The 25,814-nt window shown below is 65.8% G+C and carries 13 protein-coding genes; 7 read left to right on the top strand and 6 right to left on the bottom strand.

The features are described 5' to 3' along the window. The 3 genes from QZY44_RS09930 to QZY44_RS09940 form a co-directional block, all read right to left on the bottom strand. Nucleotides 1-1,089: PEP/pyruvate-binding domain-containing protein (locus QZY44_RS09930; RefSeq protein WP_295445696.1), on the bottom strand; the 1,089-nt coding region annotated here is incomplete at its 3' end. Between the two features lie 206 nt (nt 1,090-1,295). Continuing rightward, the gene (locus QZY44_RS09935; protein WP_295445698.1) at nt 1,296-1,805 is read right to left on the bottom strand and encodes a DUF2452 domain-containing protein; all 510 of its coding nucleotides are present in this window, start codon (nt 1,803-1,805) and stop codon (nt 1,296-1,298) included. Between the two features lie 9 nt (nt 1,806-1,814). Further along, nucleotides 1,815-2,249: a DUF29 domain-containing protein gene (locus QZY44_RS09940; protein ID WP_295445700.1), complete on the bottom strand. Its 435-nt coding sequence runs from the start codon at nt 2,247-2,249 to the stop codon at nt 1,815-1,817. Between the two features lie 596 nt (nt 2,250-2,845). On the opposite strand from QZY44_RS09940, the gene QZY44_RS09945 reads away from it, so the two are divergent. After that, complete coding sequence (locus QZY44_RS09945; protein ID WP_295445702.1) at nt 2,846-3,997, top strand: SAM-dependent methyltransferase; 1,152 nt, start codon at nt 2,846-2,848, stop codon at nt 3,995-3,997. Further along, nucleotides 3,997-4,791, top strand: a complete 795-nt coding sequence (locus QZY44_RS09950; RefSeq protein ID WP_295445704.1) for a sulfite exporter TauE/SafE family protein — start codon at nt 3,997-3,999, stop codon at nt 4,789-4,791. The genes QZY44_RS09945 and QZY44_RS09950 overlap by 1 nt, the downstream gene beginning before the upstream one ends. A gap of 94 nt (nt 4,792-4,885) precedes the next feature. On the opposite strand, the gene QZY44_RS09955 is transcribed toward QZY44_RS09950, so the two are convergent. Next, on the bottom strand, nt 4,886-5,413 hold the full coding sequence (locus QZY44_RS09955) for a hypothetical protein (RefSeq protein ID WP_295445706.1): 528 nt from the start codon (nt 5,411-5,413) through the stop codon (nt 4,886-4,888). A gap of 258 nt (nt 5,414-5,671) precedes the next feature. Here QZY44_RS09955 and QZY44_RS09960 point away from each other — a divergent pair, with 258 nt between their 5' ends. The 3 genes from QZY44_RS09960 to QZY44_RS09970 all read left to right on the top strand — a co-directional run bounded on the left by QZY44_RS09960 (nt 5,672) and on the right by QZY44_RS09970 (nt 13,081). Then, nucleotides 5,672-7,897, top strand: coding sequence for a hypothetical protein (locus QZY44_RS09960; protein ID WP_295445708.1), 2,226 nt, complete (start codon nt 5,672-5,674; stop codon nt 7,895-7,897). Nucleotides 7,898-8,181: 284 nt separating this feature from the next. Further along, nucleotides 8,182-9,735 (top strand): alpha/beta hydrolase, encoded by a 1,554-nt coding sequence (locus tag QZY44_RS09965; protein ID WP_295445710.1) that lies wholly within the window; start codon nt 8,182-8,184, stop codon nt 9,733-9,735. A gap of 274 nt (nt 9,736-10,009) precedes the next feature. After that, nucleotides 10,010-13,081 (top strand): caspase family protein, encoded by a 3,072-nt coding sequence (locus QZY44_RS09970; protein WP_295445712.1) that lies wholly within the window; start codon nt 10,010-10,012, stop codon nt 13,079-13,081. A gap of 10 nt (nt 13,082-13,091) precedes the next feature. Here the strand turns inward: QZY44_RS09970 and QZY44_RS09975 are convergent, their stop codons facing one another. Both QZY44_RS09975 and QZY44_RS09980 read right to left on the bottom strand, forming a co-directional pair. Continuing rightward, nucleotides 13,092-15,500, bottom strand: a complete 2,409-nt coding sequence (locus QZY44_RS09975; RefSeq protein ID WP_295445714.1) for a hypothetical protein — start codon at nt 15,498-15,500, stop codon at nt 13,092-13,094. A gap of 9 nt (nt 15,501-15,509) precedes the next feature. Then, nucleotides 15,510-18,812 (bottom strand): tubulin-like doman-containing protein, encoded by a 3,303-nt coding sequence (locus QZY44_RS09980; RefSeq protein ID WP_295445716.1) that lies wholly within the window; start codon nt 18,810-18,812, stop codon nt 15,510-15,512. 555 nt (nt 18,813-19,367) lie between these two features. Between QZY44_RS09980 and QZY44_RS09985 the strand changes: the two genes are divergently transcribed. Further along, complete coding sequence (locus QZY44_RS09985) at nt 19,368-22,907, top strand: SNF2-related protein (RefSeq protein ID WP_295445718.1); 3,540 nt, start codon at nt 19,368-19,370, stop codon at nt 22,905-22,907. Next, entirely contained in the window at nt 22,897-25,635 is a 2,739-nt protein-coding gene (locus QZY44_RS09990; RefSeq protein ID WP_295445720.1) for a hypothetical protein, read from the top strand. The genes QZY44_RS09985 and QZY44_RS09990 overlap by 11 nt, the downstream gene beginning before the upstream one ends. Nucleotides 25,636-25,814 lie beyond the last annotated feature (179 nt).

Below are 25,814 nucleotides of genomic sequence, written 5' to 3' on the forward strand. Positions count from 1 at the left end.
CCCTTGCGTCTCCATCTCCACCGAGGTGCGAACCTGGGCCACGGCATTCATCTTGCCGTTGCGGGTCTGCAAGCAGTACAGGATGTTGCGCTCGATCGTGAATTCGAAGTCCTGCACCTCCTTGTAATGGCTCTCCAGGCGGTCGCGCAGGGCGTCCAACTGCTTGGCCATCTCCGGCAGGTCGGCCTTGAGCGAGGACAGCGGCTTGGGGGTACGGATACCCGCGACCACGTCCTCGCCCTGGGCGTTGACCAGGTACTCGCCGTACAGTACGTTCTCGCCGGTGCCGGGGTCGCGGGTGAAGCCCACGCCGGTGCCGGAATCATCGCCACGGTTACCGAATACCATGGTGCAGATGTTCACCGCGGTGCCGTTGGCCATGGCCGGCGTGATGCCGAACTGGCGACGGTAGTCCACTGCGCGCTTGCCGCCCCAGGAGGCGAACACGGCCTTGATGGCGATCAGCAGCTGCTCGTACGGGTCCTCCGGGAAGGGCCGGCCGGTCTGCTCCTGCACCACGCGCAGGAAGCGCTCGGCGGTGTCCTTCAGGTCCGCGGCGGACAGCGCCACGTCTTCCTTCACGCCGGCGGCCTTCTTGACCAGCTCGAACTGCTTGTCAAAGTACACGTCGTCCACGTTCAGCGCGATCTTGCCGAACAACTGGATGAAGCGACGGTAGGCGTCGTAGCCGAAGCGCTCGTCACCGGTGGCCTTGATCACGCCCTTCAGCGTCGTGGCATTGAGGCCGAGGTTCAGGATGGTATCCATCATGCCGGGCATGGACATGGCGGAGCCCGAGCGCACGGAGACCAGCAGCGGCTCGTCGGCGGTGCCGAAACCCTTCTTAGTCTTCTTCTCCAGGGCGGTCATCTGCGCCTGAACCTCTTCCCACAGGCCCGGGGGCAGGTCCTTGGTGGGGGAGGCCAGGAAATCCAGGCAAGCCTCGGTGGAGAGCACGAAGCCGGGCGGGACGTTCAGCCCGATCTGGGTCATCTCGCAGAGGTTGGCGCCCTTGCCGCCGAGGAGGTGCTTGTTCTTGCCGTCACCTTCTTCAAAGGCGAAAACGCGTTTCTTGCTATCGGTTGCCATTGGTCCGTGAACCTCTCTCGTCTAGTGGGTGTGGGTTTGGTCCGGGTGTCGACCGGCACTGAATGCAGCGCGACATTATCGCAGATAATCGCGCGGATTACCGGATCAGGGTCGCATCTGTCGCGGGGCAGCCGACGAACTGCACGGCCAGGCACTGCGGTGGGACGTGCACGACGCAGCATGGCAGTCGGGGCGCCCCCGGCGCCTCATCGCCTCCCGCCCGCCGTCAGACCCCCGATCCGCAGCAATTGGCTGACCAGATCGCCGGTGTCGTCCGCCCGCCCGGCCCCGTCCGCCGGTGTCCAGGAGTAATCCGCCTCCAACCGGTAGGAGCCGACGAACGCCTGGGGCGGGTGGCCGCCCCAGTCCGTCGGGGACAGCATGGAGAAGTAGGGCCGGCCGTCCACCTTGCGATACAGATGATAGGTCTTGCCCGGGATGCGCTTAAAGGCACACTCGGCCTGGCTCAAGGCCTGCTCCTCCCGGGCCTCGTCCAGGACCTTGCGGGCCTCCTGTTGGAGCGCCTTGATCTGGTCCGCGATCACGCGCAGCTTGGCCCCCGTGCGGGCACTGAGCATCGCCTCGGCGCGCGCCACCTCCGCCGCCAGGTCCGGGCTGTGAAAGGCCGGGGCCAGGCGGCTCACCGGATAGGGTGCGCTGTGGTCCGGGCACTGGTGCAGGGTCGGAGCACCGCCTGGTATCTCTTTTTCAGTCATGCTCGGTTATCAATCCGCAGGGAGCCAGTCAAGCGTCAGGACCTGCGCGAAACTCCAAGGACACGTCAGGGGCAAGGTGACCAGCCCCGTCTCCGCCGCACAGGCGGCCAAGGCGTCGGCCCAGATTTCCTCCTGCCAATCAGGATCGGTCAGCATGGGATTGAGACTGGGTGTACGCGCGAGGCGTTTACTGAGACCCAATCGTTGATTGCGAATGGTAATTTCCCAGCTGGCGCCCCGCCGCTCCGGCTGGAGCTGCCACTTCAACAGATGGTTGAGCAAGGCGGCCATCCGGCTCGCCAGTTCACGCTGCTCACTCTTGCCCACGTCCTCGATCTCCTCGGCGACGAACTCGATGTCGACCAAGTCGAAGCGGCCCTGGCGGATCAAGCTCGCCTGCTCGCGGGACCAGGCGGCGATGTCTTCGGCGTAAGTCATACTCATAGTGTCGTTTTCTCGCCTGTTCCGGCCGTGCAGGAAGGCCGCGCTCGGTCAGGCAACGCACTGAGCGGAAGCCCGAGTCGGTGCTTGGCCCCGTGGCCGATCGCAGCGCCACCGGCGTCTGCCGAAGGATCGATCAACCTAGAAAGAGCAGTTCTCACGCCAAGGCGCCAAGCTCGCCAGCTTTTTCAGCACCTTATCTGCCTTGGGCCATTCACCCGGCGGGTGAACTGGTGACGTTGCCTATTCTGTTGTCTTTCTTTGGCGTCTTGGCGTGAGCAACTGCCGGATTTAGGATCAATGGCGTGGCGCATTGGGGAGTTTAGGGTGGTTCGGGACGGGGAGCAATTGGGGATCACGCTGGTACCTGCACCTTGTGCGCCGAACAATCGAAGTCTCCCGTGGGAGCGGCTTCAGCCGCGACGCGACCGCGCCTCCGAACTCGGAGCTCGGAGCTCGGAGCTTCGAACTCGGAGCCCTGAACCTCGAACTCGGAGCTCCAAGCCTCGGCGGGCGCAATCCGGTTTGCATCGCCGGGGCCGGCGCGGGTCTAATCGGCGGATTGCCGCCCCCCCGACCAGCCAGACCCAGCCGAACCGATGGACCCACAACCAACCGAAGCCGACGCCGCCCACCACAGCGCCCGCCTGGCCGCCCTGATCCGGACCGAAATCGCCGCCGCCGACGGGCTGCTGCCCTTCGACCGCTTCATGGAACTGGCGCTCTACGCCCCCGGGCTCGGGTATTACGTGGCGGGGGCGACCAAGTTCGGGGCCGGCGGGGACTTCGTGACCGCCCCGGAGCTCTCGCCGCTGTTCGGGCGCTGTGTCGCGGTCCAGGCGGCCGAGGCACTGGAGCGCCTCAACGGGGGCGATGTCTTGGAGTTCGGCGCCGGCAGCGGCGCCCTGGCCGTCCAAGTGCTCACCGGCCTTGAGCAACTGGGCGCCCTGCCCGAGCGCTATCTGATCCTGGAGCCGAGCCCGGACCTGCAGGAGCGCCAGCGGGCACTGCTCGCCGCCCGGGTGCCGCACCTGGCGGAGCGCTGTCACTGGCTCGGGCGCTTACCCGAGCAGCTGCGCGGAGTGGTCCTGGCCAATGAGGTACTAGACGCCATGCCGGTCCACCGCTTCCGTATCGGCGCCGCGGGTGAGCCGCTGGAGGTCTTCGTGACCGCTGCGGACGGCGTATTGAGCGAGGTCGAGGCACCAGTGCGCTCCCCGCGACTGGCCGCGGCGCTCGCCGCACTCCAGGCGGCGGGACTGGCGCAGGCGCCGGGCTATGCCTCGGAGATCAACCTGCGCCTGCCCCCCTGGTGCGCCGCGCTCGGCGAGTGCCTCACCGCCGGACTCGCGCTCCTGATCGACTACGGCTATCCGGCATCCGCCTATTACCAGCCGGACCGCACCATGGGCACCCTGATGTGTCACTGGCGCCACCAGGCGCATGGGGACCCCTACCGTCACCTCGGCCTGCAGGACATCGGCGCCCATGTGGACTTCAGCGCCGCGGCGCGGGCCGGCCAGGCGGCGGGACTCACGCTCGCCGGCTTCGCCACCCAGGCGCACTTTCTCATCGGCTGCGGGATCGATCGGCTCATGGCGGACGCACCGGACCTGGACCTCATTCAGGGGGCTAAGCAACTGCTGCTGCCCGCCGCCATGGGCGAGCGCTTCAAGGTCCTTGGGCTCAGCCGCGGTCTCGCCGGCCCCTGGTGCGGCTTCTCGGTGCGCGACCTGCAGGATCGACTCTAATGCCCATCCTCGACCTCCTAGGCTTTCTGCTCACCGGCGTACTCTCCGGACTGCTCGCCGGTCTCTTCGGCGTCGGCGGCGGCACCATCATGGTACCGGCACTCATCTTTCTGTTCGGCCACCTCGGGATCGGCGGCGACTGGGTCCCGCAGCTCGCCATCGGCACCTCACTCGCCACCATCATCGGCACCGGGGCCGCCTCCGCCCTCGCCCACCACCGCCGCGGCGCCGTGCGCTGGGACCTGGTGGCCGGCCTGGCGCCGGGGATCGTATTCGGGACCTGGGGCGCCGCCGTCGTGGCCGGCTGGCTGCCGGGACTCTGGCTCAAGCGGCTGTTCGCCGGTTTCCTCACCTATGTGGGGGTGCGGATATTGGTCCCGGGTCGTGCCGTCGCCCATCGCCCGATGCCCGGTCGCGCCGGCCTGTGGGCCGTCGGGGGCGGGATCGGCGCCCTGTCCGCCCTGGTCGGGATCGGCGGGGGCACCCTCACGGTGCCCTTCCTCGCCCGCTGCGGGCTGGACCTGCGCCACGCGGTGGGCACGTCGGCCGCCTGCGGGCTGCCGATCGCCATCGCCGGCGCCATCGGTTACATGGTGGTGGGCTGGGGTCGGGCCGGGCTGCCGGCAGCCAGTACCGGCTTCGTCTACTGGCCGGCGGTGGTGCTGATGCTGCTCGCCAGCATGCCCGCCGCGCCGCTGGGTGCGCGGCTCGCCCACACCCTGCCGGTGGACCTGCTCAAGCGAGCGTTCGGCGTATTTCTGTTGCTGATCGCCGCGCGACTGGCCTTCGGCTAACGGCTACGGCCGTTCCCTCTCCCCGGCCCTCCCCCAAAGGGGGAGGGAGAATTGGAGCGCGCTCCCGGCGCGACTTTCACGTTAGAGCCCGGGCTCAGCCCCCGCCGTTGAGGACCAGTCGGCGGTAGAGATAGACCTGGCCCCGCGTGTCGCGCATCGCCAGGTGCCCCTGATCCAGGGCGTACTCAAACTCCAGGGCGAACCGGGCACGGCGGCTGGCCATTCGCACCCGCGACCCGGCGACCTGGATGATGCCGTCCACGTATCCGCCATAGGGGGCATAGAGCCGGTAATTCCCCCCCTGGACGATCAGCAGCCCGCCCCCGGCCGCCTCCCACTGACCATCGAGTCCGCCCCCCGATGCGCCCTTACCCAGCCCTTCCATCATCCGGCGGCCCACCTCGCCGGGCTGGTCCCACGAATCCCCGCCGGCCGCCGAGTTGCCGGTTCCGGGACCCAAGAGGCCCATGGACTCCATCATGCGCGACATGGTATCGGCCATCGCCTGCCGGCTGGCCGACCCCTGCTGCGCCCCGGCCGAGCCGCCGGACAGGCACAACGCAAGCAGCAGGGCACATCCAAACCGGGAGTGGAAGGTGATCGACGGTAACGCGCTTGACATGGACTCGGTACCAATGTGGTTGGGAGTGGCGCGGCACACGACCGGACGGTTCAGCCGGCCTGAACCGGTCAATTCGGCGGCCGCCGCGGGACAATACAGGTATGATCCACTGTTGGCGCGTTCCCTGCACCCCGGGTGAAACGACGCACTGAGCACCCGGGGGCCGCAGTGCGGACCGATCCCCGTCGCCGGCAAGACCGTCAGGCCGACTCCAAGTAACCCGCAACCGAACCGGCCCGCTCCGGCCTACCGACGACTATGCCCTGGCGTCCCCGCCTTGCCGAATTTACCGCGACGCTGACCCACCCCGCGCCCTGGACCATCTCGCTCGCGGCCTTCGGCAGGGGCATCGACAACGCACGCATCGACTGTCTGCTGAGCCCCCGCCTGCGCGCCCTGGCCACCGACAGCGTTCGCCAACTGATCCGCGCGGATGCGGCCAGCCCCCCCCATCGCAGCGTGCGGCCTTTGATCGGCGCTACCGACCTGGCCGCCCTGCGCGACGCCTATCTGGACCTGTTCGACGCCGCCCTGTACCGGCACCCCGAGCAGCCGCCCGGCGCGGTGGCGCTCCTGCTCCACTTCACCCTACTCAAGTACTTGCTGCAACTGTTGGCGACCGAAACCCGGACGGTGCCGCCACCGTACGAGGCGCAGGACATCCGGCGGCGGGTCGGGCAACACCTGGTCCGCACGATCCGCAAACTCGCTAGCACGCGGCTGTCGACCTTGCGAACGGCAGCGCTCGGACCTGGCTGGCCGATCACCGAGCCGCTGCTGTTCAACCCGCTGTTGCTCATCCCCGACCCCGGGGAGGCCCTGGCCGCCGACTATCCAATGGGTTGGCTGGCGGGGGCGGCCCTCGGCGACTGGCTGGCACAGACCGCCCGAGACCTGACCCAAACCTTCGCACCCTGGTTACCGGAGTGGCTAACCGGCGACCAGGGGACCGCCCCACCGATCGCCGACACCCAGGATCAGGGCCAACGGGACGGGCAACTCGTCACCGCGGCCCTCCTCGAACGCTTCGTCCCGCGGGCGGAATACCGCCGGGGATTGACCTCCTGGCTCGACGAGCCGGGGAATCTACGGCTGCTCCTGAACCCCGGGGCGCCCCGCGCGGCAGGCGCACACCGCCAACACCCGCGCTGGGCAGCCTTCCAGCATGACCTGCTGGAGCAACTGGCGGCCGGGCTGCAAGCGCAAGGGCGGCGCCGGGTCATCGAGATCGTCTATGCCCTGCCGGGCCTGCACCGCCAACTGGGCCAGACCCTGCCGCTGCCACTGGTCCTGGATTATGTGGACGGCCGCCTGCCCCGGCGCGCGCTCGAACCGGAACTCGCCGCCCTAGCCGGCGGCCCTGAGCGTGTGTTGGAGACCCTGGAGCGACTGCGGGCCGAACGCCAACGCCAGACCCCAGCCGCGGCCCTGGCGCTAATCGGCCACTATCTCGTGGACTTCCTGCGGCTGCGCCGGGATCTGAAACTCGCCTACAAGACCTTCGAGACCCTGGACGCCATCCACCTGCTGGAGGACGCGAACGAGGTCCGACTCTCCCGCTCCAACGCCAGCCTCAATGAGTTCCTCTGTGCCGATGAGGGCGGCGGGGACGCCCACGCACCGCGGCGCATCCGCGCCCATACGGTGCTCAAGGCGGACGTGCGTGGCTCCACCCTGATCACCGAGGAACTGCGTGCGCGCGGGCTGAACCCCGCCTCCCACTTCAGCCTGAATTTTTTCGATCCGGTCAACCGGCTGCTGGCCGAGTTCGCGGCCGAAAAGCTGTTCGTGGAGGGTGACGCGGTGATCCTGGCACTCTACGAGTATGCCGACGACCGTGAGGACCGCGCGGTGGCCCGCGCCTGTCAACTGGCGCGCAAGATCCTTCAGGTCATCGACCAGCAAAACGTCCAGAACCGCGCGCTCGGGCTGCCCGAACTGGAATTGGGGCTCGGCATCTCATTCGCCCGCCGGGAGCCCAACTTCCTGTATGACGAGGGGCGTCCCATCATGATCTCCAGCGCCATCAACCAGGCGGACCGGCTCTCCTCCTGCTCCGGACTCCTGCTGCGCTCCGGCTTTCTGCCCGCCCACTCCGCCTTTCGGGTGGCCGTGGTGCGCGACGCGGTGATCGGTGAGCGCGCTGGTCCTGGTCGCGACCTGCTCAACTACAACGTCAACGGCGTCAAGCTGGATGAGAGCGCCTTCCTCAAGCTCCAGGAGGAGCTGCCCCTGAGGGCGCTGCGCCTGCCCGACCCGGAGGCCGCGGAATGCCTGTTCTTCAGTGGCACCTATACCGACGCCGACGGCCTCACTCACTGGATCGATCTGCGCCATGCCCCGGTACGCGACTGGAACGGCGACACCGTAGGACCGGTGGAGCCCGACCGGCGGCACTATTTCGAGCTGATCGTCGACGAGTCCCTGGCCGAGCGGGCGCGCCAACTCGCGACCGCGGGCGTTGCCGCGCCTGCGTCGCTCTGAACCTGGCAAAGAGCAGATTCGCACGCCAAGGACACCTACGTGGGTGAGGACCTGAGCGAAGATTGCTCGAACCTCGTGCACCGGGTCGCCTGCCGCGGTGGTGAACTCCAAGGCTATCTGCTGCTTGGTATACTGTCCCCCAGAATTCTGCGGCGTCGAGATGCGCTTCACCCATCCGGTATTCGCCGCGGGCCTCCAGGCGCCCTGCGCCAACCCTGTGTCAAGCAGGCGGAGCCCCACCCGGAACGGACAGGCAGAGCCAGCAGCCAAGACGGAGACCAGAGATGCGCGCCATGCTCCCGATCGCACTCCTCGCCCTGCTCGGCGTCCTGTCGGTCGCCGCCGAGCCACCCGCACCGGCGGCGCCCATCGACTGGCAGGACGCGATCCAACAACTGCGCGGCGAGCGCGAACAGGCGCAGACCTGCCTCGCCCAACTGCGCGAGCACGGCGACGCCTATCGCATCGACCAAGGCGAGCGGTTCTACGCCCTGGCCAAGGTGCACATGGACCAAGCCTATCGCGGCGTGCAGGACGCCCTGACGGGCAAGACCGCCCGGTACGGCAGCGCCGCGCTGGAGGCGCAGATCGACCAAGCCATCGAAGGACGGCTGAAGCTCTGCCGCCTACTGGACGGGATAGTCCCGGATGCGGCCGGCGAGAAAGGCCCCTTGGTCATGCTGCTGACCCGCAACTCCACGGCGACCAAGGCCGCGGCCCGGGCGCTGCTCGCCCAGTGCACGGCCGAGCCGTTGGAGCGGGAGACGATCAAGACCCAGCTCGGCGCCGCGCAGTGGTCCAAGGCGGCGCAGCTCCCAGCGGCGCCTAAGAATGCCAGCGCCGGGCCCGCCGACGCCGTGATCTATCCGGTCTGGTTCGGCACCAACCGCCGCCCCGATCCCGACCACCCCGGCCAGTTCACCAACACCCGCTTTGATCGGACCACCTACGGGCGCGCCGAGGTCGTCGTCCCCCAGGCGCACCGCTTCGGCGAGACCGGCAACCCAGCCTGGAAACGCCTGCAGCGCCTGGATCTGCGCGACGACCAGTTGCGCCTGCAACAGGTCAGCCTACAGGACCAGGCCGCCTGGGTCGCCGCCCTGCAAGAGACCCTGGCCGCGGCGCGGCGCGACGGCGGCCCATCCCAGGCGCTGGTCTTTCTGCACGGCTACAACGTCGGCTTCGCGGACGCCGCCATCCAGGCCGCCCAGCTCGGCTTCGACCTCAAGGTCCCCGCCACCGCCTTCTTCAGTTGGCCGTCCAAGGGCGCGCTGCTGGACTATCCCGCCGACGAGGCCAGCATCGAGGCCAGCGAGGCGGCCATCGCCGAGTTCCTGGTCGCCTTTTGCAGCCAAGTCAAGGCCGACCAGGTCCATCTGGTGGCCCATAGCATGGGCAATCGCGGACTGCTGCGCGCCTTGCAGCGCATCGCCGCCGACGTTGAGACCCGCGGCCGGGTCCGGCTCGGGCAAGTCTTCCTGGCCGCACCAGACCTGGACCGGGACCTGTTCCTGGACCTGGCCCGGCTCTATCCGCAGTTCGCGCAGCGCACCACGCTTTATGCCTCCGACGGCGACCTGGCCTTGCTGTCCTCCCGCGTGCTGCACGAGGCCCCGCGGGCCGGCTATTTCACGCCCTACACCGTCGCCCCCGGCATCGATACCGTCGCCGTGCCCGACTTCAACATCGACCTGCTCGGCCACGCCTATTACGCCCAGGCCGAGGCCCTGCTCGGTGACATCCACGGCCTGATGCTGCACAACGAGGCGCCCGATAGCCGCCCGCGGCTCGAGCCCGCGAGCGAGGACGGCCAGCGCTTTTGGCGGATGCGGCGGTAGGCGTAGGATGGGTAGAGCGAAGCGAAACCCATCGACCCCAGCGCCGATGCCGCGCAGCAAACGGCCGCATGCAAACCGTTTTGGAAGATGGGCATCGCTCTCGAGACTGTGCAAGTATTCGCTGCCGGTCCGGGCCGCGCGCGATCCGTAGGCTGGGTAGAGTGCAGCGAAACCCAGCAATCGATGCCTTATGCACGCGCCAACGATGGGTTTCGCTGCGCTCTACCCATCCTACGGAGGCGACACGATGACGAGGTTGACCGGAGGACGACCTATGACGACAGCACAGCAATCCCAGATCGACGCCGCTCGCCACGCGCCCCGGTGGCGGACGGCGCGGCTCCTGGCCGCGATCGGCCTGATCGCCTGGGTGTCGGCGAGCGCACCGCTGTGCGCAGCCGAGCAGAAGCCGGGCGAGCCGGCGAAGGCCGCGGCGACGGCAACCGCCCCCGCGGTTTCCGAGCGGGACTTGCTGACGGCGGCCTGGGCACTGCGCCAAGGGCAGCCGAAGCTGTTCGGCGACGCCGCCGGGGTGCTGGTGCTGGAGAGCCTGCCGGACAGCCAGGCGCAAGCGGTCGGCCTGCGCCCCGGCGACATCCTGCTGCGCTATGCCGGCCAGCCGCTCGATACGCGGGAGGGGCTGATCGCGGCCACCCAACAGGCACCGGCGGGGAGTTCAGTCGCCATCGACCTGCTCCGCGAAGGCCGCCCGCAGCGGGTCGAGGTCAAGGCCGGGCGCATCGGGGCGCGCGTCGCGGCGGTGGCCAAGCCGCCCGTGCCGGCATCGGCTGAGGCCGGGCTCTATGCCCAACCGGTGCTGGTGCTCGACCCGGGGATGCACACGGCGCCGATCCGGCGTGCCGACGTGGACCGGGCCGGGCGGCTGGCGGTGACCGGCTCGGACGACAAGACGGTGCGGCTCTGGGCGCTGGACGGCGACCTGGCCGAGCCGCTGGCGACCTGGCGCGTGCCGGCCGGCCCCGGGAATGTGGGCAAGATCGCCGCGGTGGCCATGGCGCCCGTGGGCGATCTCGTCGCCGCTGGCGGCTGGACCGCAGGAGACGCCGACCCGGAGAACATCTACCTGTTCAGCCGCGCCGGCCGACTCGTCCAGCGCCGCGGCGGCCTGCCCAACGTGGTCAAACATCTCAGCTTCTCCCAGGACGGCCGCTGGCTGGCGGCCGGGCTCGGCGAACGCGAAGGGATTCGGATCTACGACCGCGAGACGGGCTGGGCCGAGTCGGGGCGGGACGCCGACTACGGCGACGCGGTCTACGGCCTCGCCTTCGCCCCGGACGGCCGACTGGCGACCACCAGCATTGATGGCCAGGTGCGGCTCTACGATGGCCGCTTCCGGCGCATCGCGCGGCAACGCATGACCGCGGGGGAGCGACCCGTTGACATCGCCTTCCACCCGAATGGCGACCGGCTGGCGGTCGGCTTCGAGGACAAACCCGCGGTCATGCTGCTGGACGGGCAGACGCTCGCACCGCTCCCGCGCCAGCCCGACTTGGCCGGCATCGACAATGGCAATCTCGGTTTCGTCGCCTGGTCGCGCGACGGCGCCACCCTGTACGCGGCGGGCTACTACCACCAGGTGGACGGCCGATGCCCCGTCCTCGCCTGGCCCGACGCCGGGACCGGTGCGCGGCGCACGCGGGATCCTGGCCCGTCGAACACCGTGACATCGCTCCGCTCCCTGGCCGACGGTGGCCTGCTGGTCGCGGCGACGAATCCTTATCTCGCGGTACACGGTGCCGGGCGGGCGGTGCGAGGGTCCCCGAGCTTCGACCCGCGCGGACAGCTTCGCAATCTTGCGGTCTCCGCCGACGGACTGCAGGTCGATTTCGGCTTCGCGTATGGCGGCACGGAGGACCGCCATCGCTTCGACCTCGCCGGACTAATCGATCCTGGTCGCGTGGCCCTGGCCCCACTCACGGCACCCGACGGGCGCACGGTCTCGCCGCGCCAGACGGGCCTGCCAATCGCCGATTGGGTGAACAATGTGCGCCCCACCCTGGCCGGCACCCCGCTGACGCTCGAGCCCGACGAGAGTGCCCGCAGCGTGGCGATCCACCCGGACGGTCAGCGCTTCGTACTCGGCGCCGACTGGGGGCTGCGAGGCTACGACGCCGCCGGCAAGCCACTATGGCGCCGCGCCGTGCCCGGCACCGTCTGGGCAGTCAACATCGCCGGCGACGGTCGGCTGGTGGTGGCCGCCTACGGCGACGGCACGCTGCGCTGGCACCGCATGGACGACGGCCGCGAACTCCTGGCCTTCTACCCGATGACCGACAAGAAGAACTGGGTCGCCTGGACACCCGAGGGCTTCTACGGCGCCACCCCCGGCGCCCACGGCGTGCTCAAGTGGCACGTCAACCGCGGCTGGGATCAGTTGGCGGACGCCTATCCGGTCTCCCAGTTCCGCTATCTGCGCCGGCCGGACGCCCTGCGACTGGTGCTGCAGGAGGGCGAGACCGCCCGCGCGCTGGGGCTGGCCGACATGACGCGGGCGAGACAAGAGGTGCAGCGCATCACCAAGTCCGCCGTGCCCCCGGGCGCGCGCCTGTATCTCGTGGGTGTCGGCGTCGACGACTATGGCGAGACCGCCCGCCAACTGCGCCTGAAATACGCCGCCAAGGACGTGAAGGACGTGAAGGACGTGGCCAGCGCCTTGCTGAACACCCAGTCCGGTCTCTATGCCGAGGTCAAGCCGCAGGTCCTGACCCATGCCAACGCGACCCGGGCGAAGCTGCTGGCCGCGCTCGACGCGGTCGGCGAGCAGATGGCCGCCGGCACCGGCGGGGATCTCGCGGTGTTTCACTTCTCCGGCCACGGCGCCCTGCTGGGGCCCGAGGGTCAGGAGCAATACTATCTGCTGCCCCATGAGGTGGATGCGCGCACCAAACAGCAGATCCGCAACACTGCCATCGCCATCGCCGAGTTGCGCGGCCGGCTCGAGGAACTGGGCCGGCACGGCCGGGTACTGGCGCTGCTGGACGCCTGCCACTCCGGCGCCGCGACCCTGGCCGACGGCGCGCTCACGGTGGACGGCGGCGCACTGCGCGGCGCCCTGGCGGGGCTCGCCAACGTCACCGTACTCACCTCCTCCAGCTCCGCGGCGCCATCGATCGAGCGCGATGACTGGCAGAACGGCGCCTTCACCGAGGTGCTGCTGCGGGCGCTGAGCAAGGACGGCGACGCCGATCAGAACGGCCTGATCTCCATGACCGAGCTGACCGGGTTCTTGAGCGAGCCACTGCCGCGCCTCACCGCCGGGGCGCAGCCGCAGCAGCCCGGTATGGAGGTCCGCTTCCAGAGCGAGGTCTTTGTCAGCGATCTTTAGCGGTGGCGCCTCAGCGCTCCAGATTGTCGGCAGCCACCCCGGTCTGCACCACCAGCAGATAGACCCGGGAGCGATCGGCGGCGGGAGTGATGTCGTCATCGATGATGCCGAGCCTGTTGTTGATCTCATCGACCATCCCGGGGATGTTGCGCCAGCGCGGGGCGGCAATGCACCAACGGCGCTCGTCAGTGACACCGGTGTCCTGCAGGAAGCGGCAGGCGGGGGCCAGCTTGCTGTTGTCGATGAAGTCGATCAACTCACGCCGACGCCGCACCTGGTCATCTGGGGCGGTTCGCCGCTCCTGCGTCTCCTCGTCGGCATCCGCATACCGCTTGCTCAGGCGATCGATGAATCGCAGCGGATCGAGAAAGGCATCGCAATAGTGCTCGCCCCAACCGGCAAATGGACGGGGCAGGTCGTCCTGTGGGTAGCAGACCCGCTCCAGCGGCCGCGGCTGCATCATGCGCTCGAGCGTCGCCTCGCGCCCCACCCATTGGCGCACCGCCATGGCCGGTTGACTGCTGAGTCGCAGGAATTCGCTCAACTGACGCCGCAGCCAATGCATCTCGCGCCCGCGCTCCGCGAGCCGCTCATCGATGCGGGTCAGGGTCTTCTGCACCTCATTGGTGAGACTGGAATGTAAATTGCGGCGCACCCGCGCCAAGAGCGACTCCCGCAACGGGTCCACCAGGTCGCGGAGATGGTCGTGAAAACGTCCGCGCTGCGCACTCATAAAAAAGTGCTGAGCGCGCGCAATGTGCCCGGTGATCAATGGCTGGACCTGGAGCGCCAGGACGGCCCACAGACAGATGAACCACCACAGGGTCCAGAACAGCGGGGCATTCACCGCGCGCAACGCATTCACCACGGCATCCAACCACGCCTGACCCGGCGGCTCGATCTGATAGACGAGTCGGACCGAGAGTTCGGCGAGCCCCAGGGCGAACAAGAGGGCGAGCAGCGGCCAGAACCATTGCAGTGCACGGCCCTGGCTGGTCAACCATTCGTCGAGCTGATCGCGATACTGTTGGTGCAGCACGACCAGACGCGGCAGCGGCGCCTCCAAGACTTCGGCGGACGGCACCTGGCGCGGGTCAGCCCCGGCAGCGAGCCCCTGGCGGACCTCATCCAATGCGGCACGGACCAGGTTCAGCGAGGCCGGCGCCCGGTCATCGTGCAGATCGGCGTCGACCGCGGCCACCAGTCGCTCGTCCAGATCCCGCAGGTGCGCCTCCTTGAGCGCGCTGACCAGTTCCCAACCGGACCGATCCAGGGCCTGCTCCAGTGCCTGGCGCTCACGCACAAAGACCTCCTGGACACGCTGAGGCCAATCCGCGGACTGGCGCTCCGGAACGTCCATCAGGTCGCTCACCAACTGCTCGGCACGCGCGTCGAACAGGTGCTCCAGGCGCGCGTCATCGCGGCGCCGCTCGATCAACTCCCGGCACAACGGCGCCAGGGTCTCATGTACTCGCCGGGCCTCACGGTCCGGGCACTGTTGCTGATCGCCGATCAGTGCATCGAGCCAGCGGCGCCCGAAGGTGGCCGCCGCCTCGCGACTGCGCACCAGGGTGCTCTCCTCCAGCAACCGGATGCCGAAGGTGGCTGCCACCGGTTGGATCAGTGATTGTTGCTGGTAGAGCGCCTGCTTACTGGTGCGCAGACCCTCGAACAGCAGCAGTTCCAGAAAGAGCTCGGTCTCGTCGAGTCGCACATGGGGCGGGCGGTAACCGACGGCGCTGCGCCCGTCCACCAGATAACAGCGGTCCACGGCCACCTGGCGCTCCAAGCGGTGGCGCTCCCAACTCTGCATGGAGTTGCGCAGGGCCGCGCGTACCGCCCGCGCGGTCGCCACGGCATCCGGCGTGCCGGCACCCTGCCAGTAGTCGTCGAAATCCAGGATCAGGATACAGTTGAGATTCTCGGCCCCCTGCACCGCCACCTTGAAGAAGCTGGAATCGGCCAGGGACTCCAGGCAGTGCTGGAGCAGGATATCCAGGTGCGGGATCGCATCCGGCGCGCCCGGCCGCGCCAGGCAGATGAGATCGAGGCCGACCGGGTCACGCTGGTCGAACGTGGTCTGGGCGACCAGCTCATCGGCGATCCGGCGCACCCGCAACGCGACCGCTTCCGGCGCCGGCCTGGGGTCGTCCCCTGGCCCCCGGATCTGGCGATAGAGGTCGGTTAAGAATTGCGGCGCACCGGCAGCGGTCGCGACGGCGCTGTCGCCCGATCGTTCGAACGGGTCCGGGAGCGCAAGCAGGGCCAACCCCTGCAATTGGCGCTGAGCCGAGGCGACGCCGCCGCCCTGGATCTCCTGCCACCGCAACACGCCGCGCAGGGCGGACTGGTGCAGCAACCGCTGCAAGGCATCCAGGCCGTAGGCACCGAAGCCGATCAGGAGCGTGGGTCTCGGCATGATCAGCGGTCAATACCGCTTTTGCTCCCGTCGCACCTCCCGCGGGGCCTGCGGGTCGGGCGGCAACTCCTTCAATCCATGCAGCAGGGCGCGCATCACCGGGCCATTAAGATAATCATAGGCCGAGACCTCGAGGCCTTGAACACGCTTGACGCTGATCTGGTCCAGGTCCGCCGTCAATTGCCCGATCAGCTCCAAGCGGCGGATCTGGCGCGCCTCACCGCTCATGGCGCCCAATTGCTGCCTGATCTGATCTTCCAGGGAGGCACGCAGGTGCAGGTCATCGTGGATGGCGCCGACCTTGGCCAGTGCCAGTACAAACTCGGCGCCCAGCACGAAGGGCTCGCCGCCCGCACGGCGCCAAACGAAGAGGTCCGCCTCCGCCCCCTCCACCGGTACGGCATCGACCCCGATCACCCGCGCGATCAGCCCGGTCGTCAAGGTCTTCAGCGCCCAGCCGGCAGACACCTCGGCGCGCCGCGGGTTGAGGTTCGGCAGGGCGTCCTCCCAGTGACTATCGGTGTGCAGCCGGAAACCACGCCGCTCGTCGCCGGCGAGCTTGAGATAAGACGGCTCGATCTCGTCGATGAGCGCCTCGAAATAATACAGCGGGATCGGCATGACCACGTCATGGACGATGATGAGTCGCGGGTCATGCCATTGGGTGGTCTTGACCTGCCGACCGCCATCGCTCAAGACATCAATGAGCCCGTCCTTGAAGGCCTGGGCGCCCCGCCCGCCCGCATCGGTATCGACACCGAGTACCACCAGGCGGGTGCGATTGGTGACGACACCGTCATCGAGCGCACCGGACTCCGCCGCGCTCACCCGCGCCATGACCCCGGCCAATTGACCCAGCGCCAGGAGCTTGCGCTTACGATAGGCCGCGATCTCATCATCCGTTACCGACTCACCCGGCGGCTTGTTCGGCTCCAGGATCAGCTTGGCCTCCAGGTTCAACCCGGAGATCACATCGAGCCCCGGCTGACCCTCGCCGCCAAAGATGGCCCCGCGCAACCGCTCGCGCCCGAGTTGGGTCAACGCCCGACGCAGATCGGCCACGGTCTGATCGACACCCTTGGCGACCACCCGCCCGCCGTCCTGCACCACCGGCTTCAATTGCTCTGAAATGGCCTGCGCGAGCGCCTGGCGATCGAATGTACTGACAAAGTGTCCGTCCTCAATGAAGAGCCGGCTCCAGACCTGCTGCCAGATGCGGCGACGTGGCTCGTCCAGGGTCTCGAAGACCTCCACCCGCATACTATAGGACGGGACAACGGCGGTCTCACCGGCCTGCAGCCGGGCGGCCTCCTTCTCCAGTTCCTTCACCAAGCCATCCATGCGGGTGGCCAGCCGCACATATTGCCGCGAACGTCCTTGCAGGAATTCCAGGAGACCGCGCAATTGCATCAGACGCACCCGGGCATCCAGATAGCGCAAGGCCGCCGTCTTGGCCTGGGTATAGACCGCCTGCGCCTCCTCCTTGGCATGAATAAAGTCCTGATCGCGATTGAAAAGCCGCCGGCTGGCCGCCGCCTTGCGCAGATTCTCATAGGTCACATCGCGCAGCTCGGCGCGCTTCTTCTGGGACTTTACGATATCCTTGCCTTCGGCCGCCTGCTCGTCCTGACGGGCCGTGGTGAGCCAGGTCTTGCCGCAGACCTCCAGCAGACGCACCACCAGATAGCGCTCCTGGATCGGATCGAGTTTGAGCCCCGTGACCGCATCGCCCTCGCGGGCGGCCATCACCAGACCGGGCGCCTCGCCATCGACCAGTTGATGGCCCAGGCGGACCTCCTCCTCCAGCTTCGAGACCATGTCGATATAGGCATTGGCCTGTTCTTTCTGGAAGAACATGGTGCGGTCCTTGATCGCGATCCGATTGATCAGCACCTCACGCTGTTCGGCCAGTCGCCGCTCCACCTTCTGCACCAGTGTATCAGCGCGGACCTCCACGCCCTTCTCAGTGGTGCCGGTGACGGCGCCCGTGTCGACCGACTCCACCAGCCGATACCAATAGCCGTCGAACAGTTCCTCATTGGCATCCTGGCGCGCCAGCTCGCGCACGCAGGAGACGAATGAGGCATTGATCAACTCCTCGCGCCCCTCGTCCGACATCTGGGCAAAGCGCGGGCTGTTGTAGTCGACCGCCAGCTTCGCCAGGGCGCGCGCGCGATCGTCCGCCACCGCGGCCTCGTCCACGCCAAAGGTAATCTGGGCGCGCAGGGCCTGGGCGGCAAAGCGCAGCGCGCAATATTCCAGCAGGTCGGCGCCCGGCAGAACCAGGGCCACCGCGCCGAAGGTGCCGAAATTCTTGGTAAAGCCCTCACCGACATCGCTCAGGTCGCCGGGGAAGCGGGTCAGCGACTCCAGGTGCTGCTCATAGTTGTCATATTCACCCGCCAGCTCATTGATGACCGGGGTGAAGACCTGCAAAAATGCGGCATCGGCAATCACCTTCTCCGGGTCGCGGGTGCCGACATGGGGTGGGCGGTCGAGGATGAATGATACGAAGAAGGGCCGGGCACTGACACTGAGCTTATCGCGCGAGGACTCGTTGCGGACATACTGGAAGGGCTCGGCGGTGCGCCCGGACTGCTTGACCTGGGCGTAATCCAGCTTGGTCAGGCTCTCCAGCTCTTTCAGTGCCGCATAGGTATTGGCATGGATATTGGTATGGAGTTCCGGCCCGACCTTATCGGTCATCAGGGTCGACAGGAGCAGGTTGGCGATGACGCGCGGCTGCCAATTGGCGCGCTTGACGATCTCATCGACCAGATAGGCGAGCGACAGAAAGCTGCCGGAGCCGGTGCCGCCGGCCAGGGTAGAGAATAGATAGATGTTGAACTTGCCCTGCTTGCGCCAGGTGATACCAGGGGTCAGCGCCTGGTTGACCAGGTCCTTCAGGCGTTGGGCGATCGCCGGTGAATGAAAAAAGAAACCCAAGCGGGATTCGATCCGGATCTGTCCGGCACCGGGCTTGACACCCTCGCGCGGGTTATAGGTCGTGGGCAACCATTGCGCGGTCTGCGGGTCATTGGAGCGGCGCAGGTGCTCGACCACCTTCTGTTTGTCGAAGGCCGCGATATTGATCCGGTTGCCCTTGGGGATCGATTTGAGCGCATCCTGATCCAGGTCATTGGTATCGATGGAGATGAACGCCGTCAGCGGCCGCAGCTGACTCTCCCAATTCGGCAGACTGGCGGCCCGCGCCGCAATCCGATCGACGATTCGGGAACCGACCCCACCCACACCGATGAAAAAGGCCGGGGTGATGGTACCCTGCTCTGCACGATAGTCGCTGTCAGCCATGATTGCACCTGTGAAAAGCAAAGCGGGCGGCGGTTCACCGACAACCGCCGGGCCGCCGTGGTGGGAAAGAGTCTTCTATGTCTGGCCAACGCCGCGGCACTCAAGCGTGGGCCGGGTCAACCTGGACCCGGCGTCGCACCAGGCACCCGCAAATTATACACTCCCGTGAATGCCTGCACCCCCGTAGGAGCGGCCCCGCGGCCGCGACGGACGCGACAACGACAGATGGACCGGAGTGGAGACCAAGGCCGGGCGTTGCAACACCAACGCCGACGAGTTCACCGTGAGCCAACGGACCCTGCTGCCCTGTCTGGACGCCGAGGAACGGGCACGCACTGTCCGGGGACCTGGACATCCCCTGGGAGCAGGCGGCGGAATTGGGTGGCGCACCACCGTTACCGCCACGACCGGAGTCCATCGCAGCGCGGCGGGCCACGCCGTCCACCTTTGGAATCACATCGACTTGCGGATATCCTTGGCGGGTCGACCTGGACCAGTGATGTGTTGCACTGATCGGACATCGGGACCGCGAACCAGATTCGGACGGATAAACCCATGGACCACCGCCACCTGACCACCCTGTCTACCCGGCTCGCGGCCTTCCTCGCCGAGGTCTTGCCGACCCTATCCGACCGCTGGTGGCAAACCCACGTCCTGGACGAACTGACCTTTCAGCAACGCAGCCATGTCGACACCGCGGGCATCCTCCGGCTCGACCAACTCGACCTGGCCGCCCTGCTGCGAATCGCTGACCGCAACTGGTCCGAGATCGCCCACGCCGCCTCCTTGCCGCCGACGGCAAGAAACTGGCTCAAAGAGGCCCAGACCATCCGTAACCGCTGGGCGCATGCCCCGGTCAGCGGCATCCCGGCCGACGAGCGCTTCCGCGACCTCGACACCATCGAGCGGTTGATGCAGGCCATCGGCGCCGACCAACCCACGCTGGCCGACATCCACGCCGAGCGAACCGCGCTCCTCGCGCAACCGGCCGGGTCCGCCAAGCCTGCCGATCAACCGCCCGCAACGGCATCGCAAGGGGCCTTCGATCCCGGCCAACTCGTCCGACTCAAGGCCCAGCCCACAGTCACCGGGGCCGTGGTCTCCCGTGTCCCGGCCGATCCCGAAGACCGCTACCAGGTCTTCCACGACGGCGCGGTCACGACCTATTACGCCTCCCAGATCGAACCGGCCGCCGTCCCGGCCGCACGTCCCAGCGTCACCCCGGCCGCCCTGCACGCCGCACTCACCGCCGCCCAGCTGCGCCACCCCAGCATCGGCAACCTCTATTCGCTCTTCGCCTCGCGCATCCAGTTCGTCCCCTACCAGTTCCGGCCCGTACTCAAGCTCATCCAGGCCGACCGGCCGCGCCTGCTCATCGCCGATGAGGTCGGTGTCGGCAAGACCATCGAGGCCGGGTTGATCCTCAAGGAACTTCAAGCCCGCCGCGAACTGCGGACCGTGCTCGTCATCTGTCCCAAGCCCCTGGTCGCCGAACGCAAATGGCTCGAAGAGCTGAAACGCTTCGACGAACGCTTCGACCACCTAGACGGCCCGGCCTTACGCTACTGCATCGAAGAGACCCACCTGGACGGCGTCTGGCCGCAACAGTACGCCCGCGCCATCCTGCCCTATTCGCTATTGGATGAGGCCCTGCTCATGGGCGACACCGAGCGGCGGCGACCCCGGCGCGGACTGCTTGGCCTGGACCCGCCGCCCACTTTCGATCTGGTCATCGTCGACGAGGCCCACCACATCCGCAACACCGAAACCTGGGCCTACCGGGCGGTCCGCTGGTTCTGCGACAACGCCGAGGCCGTCGTCCTGCTCTCCGCCACCCCCATCCAACTCGGCGACCCCGATCTCTACACCTTGCTCCACCTCCTGCGCCCGGACCTGCTGCCCAGCCGCCGCGAGTACGAGCAAATGGCCGAGCCCAACCCGCACATCAACGCAGCCATCGAGTCCGTCCGCGGCGCCGGCCCGGACTGGCGCGAGCACGCCCGCGCCGCCATCCAAGCCGCCATCGCCACCCCCTGGGGCCGCAACGTACTCACCGCCGACCCGCGCACCCAAACCGCCCACGACCTGCTCGACACCGCAGACCCCACCCCGGATGACCGCCTGACCCTGGTCGGCCTGCTGGAAGGGCTCTACACCTTCTCGCCGCTTATCAACCGCACTCGACGCCGCGACATCGGCAGCTTCACCACCCGTAAGCCGGAGACCGTCGCGGTCGACTACACCCCGGAACAGCAGGCACTGCACACCGACCTGATCCAACTCATCGGCGCCATGCTTGCCCGCCGCCACGGCGACCGGAATCTCCGGTTCATGCTCACGACCGTACACCGCCAGCTCGCAAGCTGCGTCTTCGGCCTCGCGCCTTACCTGGAAGCCATACTCGACCGCCACCTCTCCCAACTGGAACTGTCTGAGATGTGCGACGTGGACAGCCCCGACGCACTCAGCGACACCTTCGACCAGTTCCGCGCAGAGGTCCACTCCATCGTTCAGCGCGCCCGCACCCTGAAAGGCCCGGACCCCAAGCTCGCCGCCTTCCTCAAAGTCATCCACGACAAGCAGGCCCTACCCAACAACAAGCTCCTGGTCTTCAGCAGCTTCCGGCACACCCTCGCCTATCTGATCGCCAAGCTCGCCGACCAGCCCGTCCGTACCGGACTGATCCACGGCGACATCCCGGAAGAAGACCGCCGTGACCTACGCAACCGCTTCAGTCTCCCAAGAGAGGACCCCACGGCCCTCGACTTGCTCCTGTCCTCCGAGGTCGGCTGCGAAGGACTGGACTACCAATTCTGTGACGGTCTGGTGAACTACGACCTGCCCTGGAACCCCATGCGCGTCGAGCAGCGCATCGGCCGTATCGACCGCTACGGCCAGAAAAGCGAGACCGTCGCCATCTACAACTTCATCACCCCCGGCACCGTCGATGCCGAGATCTACGAACGCTGCTTGCTGCGCATCGGCGTCTTCCGCCAGGCACTCGGCAGCAGCGAAGAGATCCTCGGCCGACTCACCCGCGAGATTCGCGAAATTGCCGAGAACCTCACCCTGACCCCCGCCGAGCAGGCCGCGCGCCTGCAACAGATCGCGGACAACGAGATCCGCGTCATCCAAGAGCAGACCCGGCTCGAAGAGCAACAGGCCAAGCTCTTCGGCCTGGCACTGCCCAAACGAGACCAGGAAATGGTCCGGCAGGCCGCGAGCTTCTGGCTGCGCCCGGCCATGCTCGCCAACCTGATCGCGCGCTACCTGGAGTCCCGCGGGGCCGTTAGCCTGCCCAAGTCCTTCGGTTCAAAGCCTGTCACAACACTGCAACTCGGACAGGAGGTCCGCGATAAGCTCCTTGCCGACTTCAAGACACTCAAACTCACCGGCACCGTCGCACAGGCATGGGAGCGCTGGCTCAAGGGTAACGATTCCCGCCTTGCCATGACCTTCGACCAGGCGACCGCGGACGAGCAGCGCTTGATCGCCTTTATCACCCCGATGCACCCGCTTGCGCGCCAAGCCGCGGATGCGGAAGAGCCCGCTGCCGTCTTGACCTGTAACCTGACGGCCCAAACCAACGTGGTACCACCGGGCCGATATCCATTTGCCATCTACCGATGGCGCCGGATCGGGCTCAAGGATGACTTCACCTTTCAGCCCATCTGCCTTGATCCGCGCCTCAACGCGCACCTGCTTGACCTGCTTGAGGTCGCTGCGCCTCTTGAGTCTGCGGCTCAGCCAATCACGCTCGAAGAGGAAACTGCCTTGGAACAGACACACTACAAATTGTGGGTCGATGCTCGCGCAGCCCACATCGAGGAAGTCCGCAACGTAGCCAGCTCCCGCATGGGTTCACTCGCGGCGACCCACGGCGCCCGAATAGCCCTCCTTCAAGAACAGCGCGCAACGACTACAGATGAACGCATTGAACGGATGCGCGCGTCTCAGATTGAAACCGCAGTGCGCGACCGGGACAGGCGAGCCGACGAACTCCGCCGGGCAGCGGAGCATGGTGACATTTTGGTCGACTCTGCAGTGATCGGCGTATTGACCACATCTTCTGGGGATGTGCGTGATGACCAGTAACTACGCAGACATCTCGCAACACAACGAGAAGCAGCTAGGTGTTGACCGTTCATCCAGAACGCAGCTAATCTCGTTATACGCAGATACCGCGCATTTCGTATACGAACTCCTACAGAATGCCGACGACAAGGGAGCGACGGAGATACATTTCAACATCACCTCCGAAGGTCTCATTGTCGAGCATAACGGAAGTTTCTTCACGGAGCATGATGTCCGCGCCATCAGCTATTTTGGAAAAGGCAATCCAGATATCACGAAGATTGGGCACTTTGGCCTCGGCTTCAAGTCAGTTTTCGCCTACACGGCATCTCCCCGCGTGCATTCCGGCGACGAGAACTTTATCATAACCGAACTATATACACTAAATGCACTTCCGCCCCCCAATGATTTACGGGACGGATTTACGCGTTTCATACTCCCGTTTGATCATGAAACGAGAAGACCAGATTACATCGAGCGCCGAAACCTAAAATCTCCCGACATGGCTTATCGTGATATCTGCACGAATCTGGCTGGTCTTCGCGCCGAAACACTACTTTTCACGAAGAAACTCGCAACGCTGAAATGGACCACCGGGACCGCTGATGGACATTATGTGCGCCAGGGAAATGGAGCGTCGTCGCAAAGCGGCCGAGAGGTGTTCATTAAGTCCGGCGATACCATTGAACAATGCTATCTCGTATTTGATCGCCTGGCTCACTGGCCCGGCGACGACGGGAAAATGGAACAATACCGACCCGTCCAGATTGCGTTTCCGCTAACTTCGTCTCGAAAAGCCGGCGGCGCCCTTCAAGAAGCAGAAGACGCCCCGCTGTTTGTATTCTTCCCGACAGTGATCGAGACGCACCTGGGGTTTTACTTGCAAGGTCCATATCGAACAAATCCTTCTCGGGAGACGGTTCCTTCAGATGATCCATTTAACAAGCATCTGGTAGACGAGACCGCAGAGCTATTGATCGATGCCGTCGATACCCTATGTTCGCAGTCCTTGTTAACACCGGCGCATTACGACGGATTACCGATATCTGCTGCCGACTTCAAACCGAATACCTTTTTCAGGCCATTGTACGAGCGGTTACGAACTGCTTTCAGTTCGAAATCGTTGCTGCCTGCCCACAAGGGCGGATATGTGTCAGCCGAGAGCGCATACATCCCTGATGTGGCAGCATTTGCAGAACTGTTCTCGCCCGAACAACTAGGCGCCTTGTTCGGAACCAACACCCGATGCTGGCTTGATACTGCGATCACAGAAACGAAAACGAGGGAGTTCTATCTCTATTTGGTTGGCAAGAAACAGAATTCCTGGGATAGCGAATGGCAGATCGAGCCACTTCGTGACGGCATACGAATCGAGGCAACCGCAATTGCGCGAAAACTCAATGCGGCATTCTTTGCGAATCAAGAAGAATCTTGGCTAATTGCATTCTACAAGTACATCGCCACCAACTACGATCCTTTTAAAAGGACGCCATTCCTGAGGCTTAAGGATGGGAAGACCCACGTTTCTCCAGGCTCGCCGTCGTCGCCGAATGCCTACCTGCCACCGCCGGATTCTTCCGACCTCGACCTATCGATGTTCGCTATAGTGAAGCCCAGTCTGTTGAAGGACGATACGCTTATGCAATTCTTGGCGAATCCAAGAGCAGCTAACCTCCGGCCGATTGACAGTGCGGTTATCATCATCGAGGGCATACTACCCCGATATACACACGAACCTGACCACTGGGACGAAAAAAAATATCGCGTGGAGTTGGAGAGCATTCGATCCGCCTACGCTGACGCCCGAGGCAATGCGCAAGACCAGTTGCGCACCGCTCTAGCGAAGACGGCCTTTATCGCCTGTGTGCGCGCCGCATACCCAGACGCATTTGCCATTTTCTGGGTAAAGCCAGCGGATACAAGGCTATTCTTGCGATCCCAGGATCACGAAACATGGTTCGCGGAATTGGATGTGGACGCATATTTTCTGCATGCTTCCGTTGAGGACGCGTTAGACCCCGAACTGATCGACTCTCTTGTTCGGCCTCGTAAGACTCTTTGGGAGTTTCCTGGCACTGAGGTGTGCGATCTGCCCACCCAGCAGGATGACATCAAGCTTACGTGGGAACGTGGGGCTCATCGAAAGAGCCTCAACGGCTTTCACCCTGCGGCAACGCTCGCATATGTTGAAGTGGCATTACAATACCCAACAAATACTAAAGCAAAAGTCCTTTGGCGGGTTCTACTTGATCGCCCCTACCTTGTCTGCGGCGTGGTCTTGCACGCCAAACGTGCCATGGCGTTAGCGTCCGCACCCCGGAATACCCAATACTCCACAGTTGGTCAAATGCTTCTGACTCGAAACTGGTTACCGACAAGGGAAGGTTGCTGGAGAAGACCGGGCGAGATAGTGCTTGCCGACCTGCCAGCCGACTTTGAATCTGACACTCCACGCGCAGCGATGCTGTCACGCGCACTCAAGATGGAACCACCGCTGGATCTTGCGCCGTTGGCGCGAGCATGGAACATGACACCGCAGCAAATAGAGCAGCGCCGACAACTTACCGACGAGGAGGTCAAACAGATTCTCAAGGGGAGATCGGAGAAGCGAGAAATGTCCGACGATTGTCCCGGACAAACAGTCGCCGTCTCCCGAAACGCGACGGGCGAAGGTCTACGACATTGCTCGCCGCGCACCAGCAAAGTCAGCATCCTACAAACTGCGAAGTGTACCAGATGGCCATCATGAGGACAAAGACTCCGCTAAGGCATATCTCCGCGGCCAATACACCCGGGAAGGCCTGATGTACTGTCAACTTAGTCATGAGCCGATGACATTCAAAGCGCTACTTAGCGATGAATGGTACTTTGAAGCCGTGCCGTGTATATCAGACACCAAGTGCTCCTATCCTGAAAATTATCTTGCCC

The sequence above is a fragment of the uncultured Thiodictyon sp. genome, from assembly GCA_903837595.1.
In the GTDB taxonomy this organism is placed as follows: Bacteria; Pseudomonadota; Gammaproteobacteria; order Chromatiales; family Chromatiaceae; genus Thiodictyon.